The organism is Sunxiuqinia indica, from assembly GCF_009847015.1.
GTDB classification, from domain to species: domain Bacteria; phylum Bacteroidota; class Bacteroidia; order Bacteroidales; family Prolixibacteraceae; genus Sunxiuqinia; species Sunxiuqinia indica.
In genome coordinates this window covers 73,528-88,226 of sequence record NZ_WVEM01000004.1, presented here as the reverse complement: position 1 = coordinate 88,226, position 14,699 = coordinate 73,528, and the positions used below count along the sequence as shown (strand labels likewise).

The window sequence follows — 14,699 nt, the reverse complement described above, 5'->3', positions numbered from 1 at the left end:
ACTAGTCGTAGAAGGTCCATGAGACACCAAGCCTGAACGTTCTGCGATAAAACGGATAGTCCGGCGCGGTCCAGAATCCACTGTCAAGCATATCTGAAGCCGCGTTTAACCATTGAAAAAACAACCGGGTGCGCTTCAGTTTGAGGTTTACATGTGCATCTACAAACGGGAAGTTACCAATTTTTTCTTGATCCTGCCAATAGAATCTTCCGGTAGGTGCGTCGTACGCATCAGCATAGAACTCGGTGTTGTAGCGAACGTCAGCGCCAATTTGGGCGTACAACACTTTCGATATGATTGTTTTATAGCTGATGCTTAGATACCCGCTAAAGTCTGGTAGATGCAGATATTCTTCCTGATTCGCATTCTGCCATAAAATTTGGCCTCTCAAAAGCCAGTGGTCAGATTCAATCGTTTTGTTCAGGTACGCAGACAATACCAGCATTTCCCGGCCTCCTTGCTGCGGGGTGGCAACAGAGTCGTTGTAGATATAATTCCCAATTAACGCATAGTTTGCACCCAAAGTCAACTTGCGTTTTTGTGAGTGAATCTCACCTTTTAGAATCATTTCGTTGATGTTTTTGAAACGATTACTCCATTGATAGTGGTTCGAGTTAAAGCGTTGCTCGAAATAGTCGGGAACAATTGTATTTAGCTCTCCTGATACTTTTAAGCTGGTTGTGTCATTGCCGATGTTAATTGGCTTATAAATATATGCGCTGAGCTCGGTTTGCCCTGAGCGATAACCTGTCAGGTAAAATTTACCTTGTGCTCCCCATTTCCAAAATACACCTTCCTCTCTGGATATTCCACCACCAACAAACGTGTTGCTATGCTTGTATTTTTGCAGTGTTGTATCTAAAGGCATTTTTATTCTGATCAGGTCATGACCAATAAAAGCTCGCTTACTAAATGTGTATTTTCGATCTGGTGCTTCGTAAAATTTAAGTTGAAATAAATTGGTTAACCGATTATAACCGATTGTGTCATTTGTCGCTGTTGAGTCAATATAAGTGTTTCGATAAAAATTCAGGTTGGCTTCATCGTCTGTATACGTTTTTTGATTCCCTGAGTATTCAACCTGATAAAAGAATCCGGTACGTGGAATAAATTCATCGGTAATGAAACCAAGTGTATCTTCCACTTCCTTGTACTTTCCCAAACGGTATTCGCTGTTCCAAAAGAACGTGTTATTTCTGAGCGTATAATTGGCTTGATCCAGATTGACGATATAGTTATCGGTCTCATCATACTTGTTTAAATCAATATTGCCATCCTCTAAGCCACCGTTTTCTTCATTTTTTAGCCGATTAAATATCAGGTTAAAGTGAGAATTGAATTTGTCCGATTCGTAACTGGAATAAAGAGCAATGGAATGATGTTTATTTTCCTGGTATTCATACTGGCCGGTAGCTTTTGATTGATCGTAAAAAAAAGTGGCGTTAAAATCCCTATTGATGTTTTGAGAATGAAAAGCGTTGAAACGGGTTTCATTTTGCGTATTTTGATTCTCACTTTGACTATAGTCCAAAATCGTATACGGGGTTGTGGTATTGAAATACCTAATGTCGGCCGGTAGTTTAGTATACAAATCAAATGCCCGGTAAAAATAAAAGTCCGACTCCCCTTCACGTTTGAAAAAGTTGTTGGATTGATAGGCTCCTCCAAAATTTCCCGTAAAGGTATTGCTTATACTTTTCTGAAATATCGGATTATAGTTATGAAAAAAATTAAGGGTTGTATCAACCTCCACTTCTTCGGTTGATGCTCCGTTATTTATTAGTTTCCAGCTGTGTATGTGAGAAACGATCGGTTTATTCTTGTCATGCGGATCAGATTGAATGCTGTCATTTCTACCGTCGTCAGGGAGAGTACTCTCGGCATTAAACCCTCCAAAATTATTCAGGTTACCCTGGGCAAAAAGGAGCGTAAATCCTCCGAGGACAATCAATATGGTTAACTGTATTTTTCGAAACATACAGCGGCAAATATAGTTAAAAGTCAAAGTCCGATTGAATTTTAATTGTTAAAAAGGTAGATTTTTGTGATGTCACAAGACATTATCGTCGTTTTTCATGTGTTTATAATTGTTTATTTCTTGCAACACATGGAACTCGCTTTATATAATCATGCTCCTGCGTGTGAATATTTTTACATGCTCGTTTCATCTAAACTGTTGCTGAGTAACGCGAAATTTCAATAAATGGTATCTGATTAATCATCTAAAGTATTCTGCATATTGCTTTTTTTGCAATATAAATTTATATTGTTGCATTGAAAAAAGAACTTTGCAAGTTGATAAGTTGTTCTTTCATAATTAAGAACTTGGAGTGAGCCCTATTTTTATGGAAAACTAGCGATCCAAATAGATCATTTAATGAAAAAAAGACTGGAAAATCAAATACAGGAAATTGCTCAAATTATAAACCATATTGAAGATGGTGATATTGATATAGATTCGTTGATGGGAATGGATGAATTGCTCGACTTGTTAAGTAGCAAGATAAAATCCACAAAGTTGGGACACTCTTTGTATGGTGATGCGAAACGCCATGAAGCTGAAAGACATGAGGCCATTTTTATTTTCGACGCTTCTTTTAAAGTTTACAAGTACACGGGGATTTTTGATCACCTTTTTTACCCCGAAAAAAATGAAAAACTCAAAGTAACCGACTTACTTAAAATTGAGGATTCTGAGTTGCTTTCGGAACAAGTTGAACGACTGATTGAAACCAGAACAAATCAAGAGTTTGAGACGATCATTCATTCGGCACAGGAAATTCCTCTGGCTGCAACAATATGCTTGGAGCTCCTCTCTGAAAAAGCGGGAGAGGAGCTGATCTTAGCAGGGGTTAATTTTGCGAACACCACATTGTCTGACATCAAAGACTATCAGCAGATTGTGATCGAAAATTTACCCGGCATAGATGTTTATTTGTTTGATAAGGAGTATCGTTATGTGCTTGCCGGAGGACGAGAGAAAGAACGTTTCGGATTAACAAATAGCTATTTTACCGGAAAAACGCTTTTCGAGGCTTTTGACGAAAAAGTGAGTAAACGACTATTCCCTTTTTACCATAAAGCGTTAAATGGGGAGATGGCTGACGGCGAAATACGCATTGAAGACCAGGTTTACTACATTTGGGCGACTCCGGTTGGCAATGTTTATGATGAGGTGGTGGGGGGAACAGCGATTGTTCAGAATGTTACGAAAGATAAAGAGATTGAACTAAGACTTAAGAAAGCTAGAAATGATGCTCAGGAAGCAGAAAAAGCAAAGTCAATTTTTCTGGCTAGCATGAGTCATGAAATTCGTACTCCATTGAACGCCATTGTCGGTTTTTCAGAACAGTTAAATAATACCCAGCTCAATAAAAAGCAAGATAAGTTCGTTCGCTTGATTAATGATTCTTCAGAGCATTTGCTTTCGCTGGTCAATGAAATTCTAGTCTTATTTAAGTTGGGAATGGGGAAGGTCTTTATTGACGAGATTCCCTTCAGTTTGACGCGAATATTGAATGTGATATACAATTCGTTTATCATTCGGGCTAATGAAAAAAGGCTGCAATTTTTCATTTATGTTGATCCGGAAATTCCGGAAACGATCGTTGGTGACCCATTTCGAATTCGACAAGTGATTATCAATTTGGTATCCAATGCATTGAAGTATACCGACGAAGGTCGTGTTGACTTGCGTTGTTTGCTTCAGAAAGGCGACCCCGAAGAGATTTGTGTTCGTTTTGAAGTGGAAGACACCGGAGTTGGAATTGCTGCCGATCTGTTACCCAGTATATTTGATGAATTTACGCAGTCTTCTTCTCAACCCGATAAAAAAAGAAAAGGGGTTGGGTTGGGACTTACCATCTGTAAGAAGATGGTTGAACTGATGGATGGCAATATTCGAGTGGATAGTGAAGAAGGGAAAGGAAGTTTATTTCATTTGACCATTCCTTTTAAGAAAGCTACCGGAAAAGAAGCATTGGACAATGAAACACATTTCTTTTTAAAAGAAAATCTGTTGAAAGGAAAGAAAATATTATTTGCAGACGATGACGAGTATAATCTGTTGCTTGCTGAAACGGTTTTGACTAACTGGGAAGCCGACTTTAAACTGGCAAGAAATGGTGAAGAAGCATTGGGCAATTTGTTGGCAACAAGTTATGATATTATTTTGTTAGATATTCATATGCCAAAATTGACTGGAGTTGAGGTGATCCAAGAAGTTAGAAAAAATAAGTCGAACCCAAATTATAAAACCAAGGCCTTGGCTGTTACGGCAAATGTTGTTAAGAGCGATGTAAAAAGATATATGGACGAAGGGTTTGATGGCTACGTTTTAAAGCCATTTAAAGAGCATGATTTGTACAACAAGATTTGCAACGTGCTGGAGGTGGGGTCGACGAGCAGCGAAGAGCATGAGGAAATGCCCGTTAAAGAAAAGGCAGGGAGCAAGGATCAGCTGGATTTTGACACACACAATTTATGGGTTACTGCAAATGGTGACAAAGTGTTTTTCAATAAAATGATTGATACATTTTTGAAAAATACAACAGTGATGCTTGAAAATTTAGAATTAGCACTCAGCAATGAAGATTGGAAAGGAGTGGGGGAGATTGCACACAAAGGAATTCCTTCATTCACTTATTTTAACCTCGGGCATGTTGTTGAAAAACTGAAAAATTTAGAAGATTTGGCGCTTCGGTCAGAAGAGTTTGACGATATACCATCACTATGCAAAGATGTTGTACTTTTGATGAATGAAGTGATAAAGCGAGCAGAAAATGCTAAATTGTAGCCCGATATCAATCGAATGAAATTGAAAATAAGAATTACCAAAAAGATATGGGAAATAAAATATTGATCATCGACGATGATACTTTTATTTGCGAGATACTAAAAAAGCAATTGGCCAGTGATGGATATGATATTGAAACAGCTTTCTCGGGGCAAAGCGGCATGGAGATTATTAAGAGTGCAAAATTTGATTTGGTACTTTGTGATTTCCGCTTGCCTGATACCGACGGAATGGAGTTGTTGCAAAAAATAAAAGCGGTGTCTCCTTCAACCATTGTTATTATTATTACTGCTTACGCTGACGTACGGCAAGCTGTGAAATTGATGAAGATGGGAGCCGAAGATTACATTACGAAACCTCTTCAGCAGGAAGAAATTCGATCACTAATTGAAAAGAAATTAAAAGGGAATTCGCCGAAAAAGAGAAAAGTACAAAGTCATATTTATACCGACGGCGATTTTTTGATGGGAAAGAGTGAAAAAATGCGATCAGTAATAAATCTTTCTCGGCGCGTTGCTCCAACCAATATGTCTGTGCTTATTCAGGGGGAAACAGGAACAGGAAAAGAATATGTTGCTCGTTTTATTCATCAACATAGTAAGCGTGGAGATAAGCCATTTGTTGCTCTCGACTGTGGTGCTATTCCCAAAGACTTAGCAAATAGTGAGCTTTTTGGTCATGTGAAAGGATCGTTTACCGGCGCTGTCCGCGATAAAGAAGGCGTTTTTCAACAAGCCAACGGAGGGACCCTGTTTCTGGATGAAATTGGGAATCTTAGCTATGATATTCAGGTGCGGCTTTTGCGTGTTTTGCAGGAACGTATGGTGTCCAGGGTTGGCGAAAATAAAACGACGAAAGTTGATGTTCGTATTATTACTGCAACAAATGACGATTTACTGAATGAGGTTGAACAGAATACGTTTCGCGAGGATTTATACCATCGGGTAAATGAATTTAAAATCAGTCTACCTCCAATGCGTGAGCGCACCGATGACATTCTGTTTTTTGCGAACAGCTTCCTCAGATCGTCAAATGATGAGCTTGGACTAACGATCGAAGGATTTAGCCCGGATGTAGAAATAATTTTGCAACAATACGCCTGGCATGGGAATTTACGGGAGTTGAAAAATGTGGTAAAGCGCGCAACTTTGATGGCTTCCGAAAATAAAATTACAAAAGATTGCTTGCCACAGGAACTTGTTTACCCTTCTCATCAACCAGAGAACAATGGTGATGTGGAGATTGGTGAGTCTAAATTAAAAGATGCATCATCAGAATTTGAAAAGCAATTAATTATCCGAACTATTGAAGAAGCAGGCTTTAATAAGTCGAAAGCTGCCCGCCTTTTAAAAATTGACCGCAAAACACTTTATAACAAAATCAAACAATACGGAATTGAGATCTGATTTGTTTGTTTGATAAATGGAACGAATATTGGTACATCTGAATCATTGAGCTTGTAGCTAGTGAGGGGGAATTAGTATGATACGAAAATCAAATGAACTAAAGAAAATAGCAATTGTAGACGGATCTTCCGATTTATTTCGTGTTGAAGAAGGACGATTGAAGAAAGAAACCGTAAAGAATCAGGTGCAGTACTTTAAAAAAGCTGCCGGCTTACTTAATTATTTGCGAGGGCTTAAGCAAGACCGATTAACCGATCAATTTCCTGATTATATTTTGGTTGATATTCAATTCAAGGATATGAAGGCAGCCAGTTTTCTGGATAGTATAGAACAGATTTTGGGTAAAATGGAAGCCCCGGAAGTATTTATTCTATCAAGTTCTGCAAGTAAGAAAAAGCGGGATTTGGCTATGCAATACCCATTTGTGAGTGCCTACTTGGAAAAACCGGTTCCTGTTGATTTGTTGGAGTTGCTGATTGCCGGCAATGATGTGGACAATTCCCCTCATTGAAATGTAGACTTTGTTGCACACTTACCCAGTTTCAAATAGTTCAACTTAAGCGAATATATTTTTTGTGTTTAAAGTCGTTTTTTTTCTGAGAAGGCTTATTTTTTGTGTCGCTGCGAAGTTTTAAAGCAATTAAGCGAATGGTTCAAGAAACGAGGGTGTGTGTTGCTTTAATGTGTTGTTGTAGAGGTGTTTGGTTGGCGTTTGTGAGTTTGTTGATCTGTTGATTTCATTTGTTCGAATTTTCCCCTTTGTTTTTTTTTATCTGTTTTTCATTTTTCGATTTGAATTTATGGTATATCGGTCTATTTAATTCAGCCTTTCGCCAAACTGCTTTTTTGTGCGATTCCCTACCATCGGATTTGAATGCAATTTTCCTCTGAAACCCCAGTGTTTGAAGTCTGTTAAGTAATCTCTACAATTTGTAGAACAAGCTCTACTGCAAGTTTTTTTCGGCAATGTGATTGATTTTGTGTATTGTCTTGAAAAGGAGTCGATTGTGGGCGTTTTGATGGAGGTGTTCTTTTTTGGAACGCTTTTTTCAGTAGTAGAAACAAACGTTAAATAAGTGAAAGCATGAAAAGTTTGAAAAAGAGAATTGATAATATACGAGTGTATCATAATTCAGATGAGTACAAAGCGAGAGTATTAAATACAATCCGAAGTGCTGATCGGCCATTGACATCCGAAAGGATGACCACAACGCTTGACAATACAAAAAGTACGAGGACGTCTGAAAAAATAAAAACGTCCATTTAATATACATTCATAATTAAAGTATTAACCATAAAAATCAAATGTCATGAGTAAAGGAACAAGTGCCCTTTTAGGGTTCGTAGCAGGCGCTGCAACAGGTGCCTTGGTTGGAGTTTTGTTTGCACCTGAAAGAGGTGATAAAACAAGGAAAAAGATTCAGAAAAGTGTGAAAAGAGTTTCGGAAGATGTCACAGACACGATCGGAGAAAAAGTTGATAGTTTGAAGGATCAGGTTGGTGAGATGATTGATCAGGTAAAAGAGCGGACAAGCGACGTTGAAGAGAAGTTAAAAAAAGAAGCCAAAACTCCAACGAACGGTAAGTAAGTAACTGAATTTTCGAAACCTCTTAATTTATGAGTAAAAACCTATCAGATAATTTTAGCGAACTGAGTGACGTTGCACAGAAATATGTGCAAGCTAGAGTGGATTTAGTTAAGCTCTCGGTCTTAAATAAAGCAACCAGTGTAACAACCTACTTAATCGGTCATTTTATTGTTTCACTGGGTGGGGCATTGATCTTGTTTTTCGGCCTCGCAGCGCTTGTCGTATGGTATGGGCAAACTTACCACGATTATCTGACGGGTTTATTGCTTGCTATTGGAGTGTTGGTTGTTCTTACTGTTTTATTTGCATTGCTGAAAAACAAGCTGCTTACGACTATCGTATTGCGGAAGTATTCATCCATGTTGTTTGACGAAGATGACGATGAAGAGGAGGTCAAATTATGAAAGAGATAAGAAACATGGGGGAGTTGCGCTTAGAACGCCAAAAAGTAAAATACAAGATTCGCTATTTGGAAGACGAATTGAAAGATCAATCGACCTTAACGGTTCATGTCTTTAAAAAATACGTGCGAAATATGGCGTTCGAGACAGGTATGAAAATCGTCCTTGGTTTATTTCTGCAGAAAAGGAGAAACAGAAAACAAAAAGAGAAGGAACAAGCATTAGATTCTTCTTGAAAAAATTAACAAAGCCCATTAAAGGTATATACTGATTTTGGGTGCAAAGATAAAAAAGCCATGAAAACAAATTTATTACTATTAGACACGCTGAAAAATATGGAAACCCTTATCACATCGGGGTTTGCATTGAGTAACCAATTAAAACGAAAACTGAAAATCGTTTATGTTTTAGATTTCGGCTGGATGAGAAGTGGAGAGTTTGTTGGCGTAGCCACCCCAAACTACCAACCGAACGTGGCGATCTCGGAGGCTCAGTTTCGTGCCGATTATGAAGCAGCCGAAGCAGAGATGAAAAAGACGGTGGCAGACTTGTTAAAGAAGATACCCCAAAGTGTTCCGTATGAAATAGAAGTCGCAGAAGTAAGTCGATTGATGGTGGTTAATGACACCATTGAGAAAGAGAAGGATGTTATTCTGCTTATGAGTAATTACAATAGTTATTCGGGCTTTGTAACGGGAGCAATCAGTTATCCAAACATCATCGAAAAAGTTGACTGCCCGGTCATTATTGTGCCGGATGATAAATCGACTTTCAGCATGAGTAACTTCCTATATGCAACAGCACTGCATGCCGAAGACCTGAAAGCAATGCGTCATTTATCTGACCTTGTTGAAGGAACTGAGAATAAAAATCTCACCATTTTCCACAATATGGAAACGACTGATTTTGATTCTATTCTTAAATGGAAAGGATTTAAGGATATGGCAAAAGACAGTATTAAAAACTTTAGTCCGAGTTTCGTTCATTCGCACGAGAAAGATGTGAGCAAAGGCTTACAGAAGTACCTGGAAGAGAATGAACCGGATGTTCTGGTGATTCTAAAGGAGGAGAAAGGCTTTTTTGAAGATCTATTCTCATCTTCAGAAACCCATTACGTTGTTACTCATTTCAATAAACCTGTATTGGTTTATCATGAGTCCAACTTTAAATAATTATTTATTCAATTTTAAAAACAATATATATTACCATGGAAACTAAAGAGAAAACATTTGTAAGATTAGGGTTCAATAAAAAAGATACCTCAGAATTAATTGATCAAGTAAATATATTAATATCAAGCTATCACGTACACTATCAGAAATTAAGAAACTTTCACTGGAACGTTACCGGTAAAGATTTTTTTGATTTACACGATAAGTTTGAGGAACTCTACAACTTTTCAAAAGTGAATATCGATGATTTGGCAGAGCGGGTGCGCGTATTTGGTGCTTTCCCAACTGCTACACTTCAGGAGTATCTGGATAGTTCAAAAATAAAAGAACCAGAAGGAGTGCCTAGCCCCGATGAGATGGTTGATCATCTTTTATCCGATTTTGAAATTTTGCTTTCGCAAATGATCAATGTCTTGGAGACAGCCAACGATATTGGTGACGTTTCGACAATTGATCTGGTTAACTCGATGGTAAAACAGACCGAAAAGTACTACTGGATGTTTACGTCGTGGAGTGATGAAAAATAATAAATTATAAAATACATTAAGCCGTTGATTTTATCAGCGGCTTTTTTTTACGCCAATTTGTAATTTGGAGCGATTATAATTTGCGCTTCACTCGGCGCTTTTTTTTTCAAACAATCACTTTAAAAGCTATTTTTGTCTTACTTCATATTTCGAGGAAGTTTTCAACCGTTCGCCATTAATTATTGACAAAATGGTGGAAATCTGAGGGTGTTTTGTTTTCTTTATATTTGTGACAAATTGCTATAAGTATGACTCCTAATTACGATGAAGGTTCGATAAGAACACTTGATTGGCAGGAACACATCCGGAAGCGCCCCGGTATGTATATCGGGAAGCTCGGAGATGGGACTGCCTCTGATGATGGAATTTATGTGCTTTTAAAAGAGGTCATGGACAATTCAATTGATGAGTTCATGATGGGCTATGGGAAAAAAATTGAAGTGCGAGTTTCAAATGAGCTCGTAAGTGTTCGTGATTTCGGAAGGGGGATTCCTCTTGGTAAGCTCTTGGATGTTGCTTCAAAGATGAATACCGGTGCAAAGTACGATTCTAAAGTATTCAAAAAATCAGTCGGGCTGAACGGAGTTGGTATTAAGGCTGTTAATGCGTTATCATCCGAGTTTACAATTAGAGCCTTTCGCGAAGGGCAGTTGAAAGAAATTATCTTTTCGCAAGGGAAAGTTGTTGAGGAAAAGGATTTGGGCAGCACCGATGAGCCTAACGGAACACAAGTTGAATTTGTACCCGATATCGATATTTTTAAGTCATATCGTTACCACAAAGACTATGTGGTAAACATGATGAAGAACTATTCTTTCCTGAATGCGGGTTTGTCGATCTATTATAATGGAGAACGCTTCCAGTCGAAAAATGGGTTGAAAGACCTGCTGGAGGAAAACCTTGATTCGGCTTCGCTTTACCCGGTTATTCACTTAAAAGGAGAAGATATTGAGGCTGCCATTACGCACGGAAACCAATATGGAGAGGATTATTATTCGTTTGTAAATGGGCAACACACTTCACAAGGAGGAACGCATTTGCTGGCTTTTCGCGAATCTATTGTTAAAACTGTTCGCGATTTTTATAGAAAAGATTTTGATCCATCAGATATCCGGGCATCAATAATTGCTGCAATTAGTATTAAGGTTGAAGAGCCGGTTTTCGAATCGCAGACTAAAACAAAACTCGGATCGAAAGATATTGGTCCCGAAGGTCCTTCTGTTCGCCACCATGTGGTTACCTTTATTCAGAAAGAACTGGATAATTACTTACACAAAAATCAAGAGGTTGCTGAGGTTCTATTAAAACGTATTCAAGAGTCGGAGCGAGAGCGAAAAGCTATTTCAGGAGTAAAAAAGTTAGCCAAACAAAGGGCGAAGAAGGCTAGTCTGCACAATAAAAAATTACGCGATTGCCGCATTCATTACAATACTACGAGTGATAAAAAAGAAGACTCTTCTATTTTTATCACGGAGGGTGATTCAGCAAGTGGATCGATCACAAAATCACGCAATGTAAATACACAGGCTGTTTTTAGCTTGAAAGGAAAGCCATTGAATACCTATGGCCTGACCAAAAAAGTGGTGTATGAAAACGAAGAGTTCAATTTGCTTCAGGCTGCCTTGAATATTGAGGAAAGCATGGAAGATTTGCGATATAATCAGGTGATTATTGCAACCGATGCTGATGTAGATGGAATGCACATACGTTTACTATTAATTACCTTCTTTTTGCAGTTTTTTCCTGAGCTGGTGAAAAAAGGGCATTTATTTATTTTACAAACTCCGTTGTTTCGGGTTCGAAATAAGAAAAAGACATTTTACTGTTACACCGAGGAAGAACGACTTAAAGCCATTCAGGAAGTAGGAGCAAAGCCTGAAATCACCAGGTTTAAGGGACTTGGCGAAATTTCTCCGGACGAATTCAAAAATTTTATTGGACCGGATATTCGGTTGGAGCCGGTTCAAATGAAAAAGCATGAATCAGTTTCGCAAATGCTTGATTTTTATATGGGCAAGAATACACCGGATCGGCAAGAATTTATTATTGAAAACCTTTACGTTGAGAAAGATGAGCTGGGATAGTCCGATAATGAATTCGAAGTAGCAGAAGTTTTACTTATAATAAAATTGTTGTGGCAGAAGAAGAAAAAAATAAAGAAAATCAACAGGCTGAACAGGGTGATGGCATTACCTATTTGTCGGGTATGTATCAGGATTGGTTTCTTGATTATGCCTCTTATGTGATTCTGGAACGAGCTGTCCCTTATGTGAATGACGGGTTAAAACCAGTTCAGCGCAGGATCTTGCATGCCATGCGCGAAATGGATGATGGCCGATACAACAAAGTAGCCAATATTATTGGACAAACCATGCAGTATCACCCGCATGGCGATGCTTCCATTGGTGACGCGTTGGTGCAATTGGGACAAAAAGATTTACTGATTGATGCTCAGGGAAACTGGGGTAATATTCTTACCGGCGATGGTTCTGCAGCTCCACGGTATATTGAAGCTCGTCTGTCGAAATTCGCTTTGGAGGTGGCGTTTAATCCAAAAACAACCAATTGGAAGTTGTCCTACGACGGACGTAACAAAGAGCCAATTACACTGCCCGTAAAGTTCCCGCTGCTGTTGGCTCAAGGGGTTGAAGGTATTGCTGTTGGCTTGGCTTCGAAAATCCTTCCGCATAATTTCAACGAATTAATTGATGCCTCAATTGCTTACTTAAGAAAAGAAGAATTTGAATTGTACCCTGATTTTCCAACAGGTGGATCTGCTGATTTTTCGAGATACAACGATGGCTTGCGTGGTGGAGCCGTTAAGGTGCGCGCCAAAATCGAAAAGATTGATAATAAAACGTTGGCAATTACAGAACTGCCTTTTGGAAAAACAACGACTACTTTGATCGATTCAATTATCAAAGCCAACGATAAAAATAAAATTAAGGTTAAACGAATTGATGATAATACGTCGGATCGGGTAGAAATACTGGTTCATCTGGGGTCCGGGATTTCCTCCGACAGAACCATCGACGCATTGTATGCTTTCACTGACTGCGAAGTGTCGGTATCGCCCAATGCATGCACGATTGAGAACGATAAACCAATTTTTATTGGTGTCAGCGAAATACTAAAAAGAAATACAGACCAGACCTTACTTTTATTAAAGTTAGAACTTGAAATTCGAAAAGGAGAACTGGAGCAAGCCTGGCATTTTGCCTCTTTGGAGAAAATCTTTATCGAAGAGCGAATCTATAAAGACAAGGAATTTGAACAGTCTGAGAATATGGATGAAGCGATAGCCCATATTGATAAGCGGCTGGAGCCCTGGAAACCTAAGTTGATGCGCGAAGTTACCCGTGAGGATATCCTTAAATTGATGGAGATTCGCATGGCGCGTATTCTGAAATTCAATACGGATAAGGCGAATAATCATATTCAATCGATTGAAGAGGAGATTGAAGAGATTAATAAGAAGATAAAGAATATTGTTCCTTTTACCATTGAATATTATCAGCACATAAAAGAGAAATACGGAAAGGATAAAGATCGAAAAACAGAAATTCGCAGCTTCGAGAATATTGTAGCCAGCAAGGTGGTTGTAGCGAATGAAAAGCTTTATTTCGATCGGGAGGAAGGGTTTATTGGAATCAGTTTGCGAAAAGCAGAATATGTATGCGATTGTTCGGATATTGATGATGTTATCGTGTTTCGGCGCGATGGAACTTATCTCATTACCAAGGTCTCAGAAAAGGCATTTATTGGGAAGAACATCCAACACATTGCTGTATTTAAAAAGAATGACAAGCGAACCATTTACAACGTGGTTTATCGTGATGGACGGCAGGGGACTTTCTATATGAAACGCTTTGCTGTTACCGGAATGACCCGAGATAAGGAATATGATCTGACCCGGGGAACAAAAGGATCGAGGATCTGGTATTTTAGCGCCAATCCAAATGGCGAGGCCGAAGTACTGAAGGTGATCCTCAAGCAAAAGGCCCGACTTAAAAAGCTAAACTTTGAAGTTGATTTTGGAGACTTGGCTATTAAAGGCCGCGGTGCGATGGGGAACATCCTTACCAAAAATGACGTTCACAAAATTAGCCTGAAAGAAAAGGGCGTTTCAACGCTCGGTGGGCGAAAAATCTGGTTCGATGCGGATGTATTGCGACTTAATTCAGATTCGCGGGGGAAATTCCTTGGCGAGTTCCAGGGAGAGGATAAGATATTGGTTCTCTATAAGAATGGAGAATATCAACTGTATAATTTCGACTTGTCTAACCATTTCGATCCGGATATTCTTCAGATTGAGAAGTTTGACAGTCAGAAAGTTTTATCGGTTGTCTACTATGATGCTGATCAGGAATTCTATTACGTGAAGCGATTTGAGATTGATGAGATAATAGGACGTCGCATTAGTTTTATTGGCGATAATCCCGATAGTCGGTTGGTGAGCATCACCTGGGTGCACTATCCGCGGCTGGAAATTGAATTTGGAGGTAAAAATGCTTCACGCGAAAATGAAATCATCGAAGTTTACGAGTTTATTGGCATAAAATCATATAAGGCAAGAGGTAAACGGCTGACAAACTACGAGGTTGAAAACATAAAAGAGATTGAACCTGTTATCAAGGATGAGGATGATAAGCCTCAAGAAGAAGAGCAAGAACAGTCGGATGAAGACGTGCCTTTTGAGGTCAATCGACCAAAGAAGGACGAGGATGAAGATGATAAGAACCAAATGTCGTTGTTTTGATGAAACGAGCGTGTAAATTTATTAATTAGAAGCAATGTTAACAGAGGTGA

General features: G+C 38.7%; 11 protein-coding genes. 10 read left to right on the top strand and 1 reads right to left on the bottom strand.

What is annotated here, in order from left to right; genetic code table 11:
• Position 1 precedes the first annotated feature (1 nt).
• Positions 2-1,978: a putative porin gene (locus GR929_RS07405; protein ID WP_159518383.1), complete on the bottom strand. Its 1,977-nt coding sequence runs from the start codon at positions 1,976-1,978 to the stop codon at positions 2-4.
• 399 nt (positions 1,979-2,377) lie between these two features.
• On the opposite strand from GR929_RS07405, the gene GR929_RS07400 reads away from it, so the two are divergent.
• The 10 genes from GR929_RS07400 (at position 2,378) to GR929_RS07355 (ending at position 14,649) form a co-directional block, all read left to right on the top strand.
• The gene (locus GR929_RS07400; protein ID WP_159518381.1) at positions 2,378-4,795 is read left to right on the top strand and encodes an ATP-binding protein; all 2,418 of its coding nucleotides are present in this window, start codon (positions 2,378-2,380) and stop codon (positions 4,793-4,795) included.
• A 47-nt stretch (positions 4,796-4,842) separates the two neighbouring features.
• Positions 4,843-6,201, top strand: coding sequence for a sigma-54-dependent transcriptional regulator (locus GR929_RS07395; RefSeq protein WP_159518380.1), 1,359 nt, complete (start codon positions 4,843-4,845; stop codon positions 6,199-6,201).
• A 76-nt stretch (positions 6,202-6,277) separates the two neighbouring features.
• The gene (locus tag GR929_RS07390) at positions 6,278-6,712 is read left to right on the top strand and encodes a response regulator (protein WP_159518378.1); all 435 of its coding nucleotides are present in this window, start codon (positions 6,278-6,280) and stop codon (positions 6,710-6,712) included.
• A gap of 799 nt (positions 6,713-7,511) precedes the next feature.
• The gene (locus GR929_RS07385) at positions 7,512-7,790 is read left to right on the top strand and encodes a YtxH domain-containing protein (protein WP_159518376.1); all 279 of its coding nucleotides are present in this window, start codon (positions 7,512-7,514) and stop codon (positions 7,788-7,790) included.
• Between the two features lie 29 nt (positions 7,791-7,819).
• Positions 7,820-8,194, top strand: a complete 375-nt coding sequence (locus GR929_RS07380; RefSeq protein WP_159518374.1) for a hypothetical protein — start codon at positions 7,820-7,822, stop codon at positions 8,192-8,194.
• Complete coding sequence (locus GR929_RS07375; protein WP_159518372.1) at positions 8,191-8,427, top strand: hypothetical protein; 237 nt, start codon at positions 8,191-8,193, stop codon at positions 8,425-8,427. Before GR929_RS07380 ends, GR929_RS07375 begins: the two co-directional genes overlap by 4 nt.
• A 60-nt stretch (positions 8,428-8,487) precedes the next feature.
• On the top strand, positions 8,488-9,363 hold the full coding sequence (locus GR929_RS07370) for a universal stress protein (protein WP_159518370.1): 876 nt from the start codon (positions 8,488-8,490) through the stop codon (positions 9,361-9,363).
• A gap of 35 nt (positions 9,364-9,398) precedes the next feature.
• Positions 9,399-9,890 carry a Dps family protein gene (locus tag GR929_RS07365; RefSeq protein ID WP_159518368.1) on the top strand — a complete coding sequence of 164 codons (492 nt, stop codon included), beginning with the start codon at positions 9,399-9,401 and terminating at the stop codon, positions 9,888-9,890.
• Between the two features lie 248 nt (positions 9,891-10,138).
• Positions 10,139-11,974, top strand: coding sequence for a DNA topoisomerase IV subunit B (locus GR929_RS07360; RefSeq protein ID WP_159518366.1), 1,836 nt, complete (start codon positions 10,139-10,141; stop codon positions 11,972-11,974).
• A gap of 50 nt (positions 11,975-12,024) precedes the next feature.
• A complete protein-coding gene (locus GR929_RS07355; protein ID WP_235934138.1) occupies positions 12,025-14,649 on the top strand; it encodes a DNA gyrase/topoisomerase IV subunit A in 2,625 nt (874 codons plus the stop codon).
• The last annotated feature ends 50 nt before the right edge of the window (positions 14,650-14,699 follow it).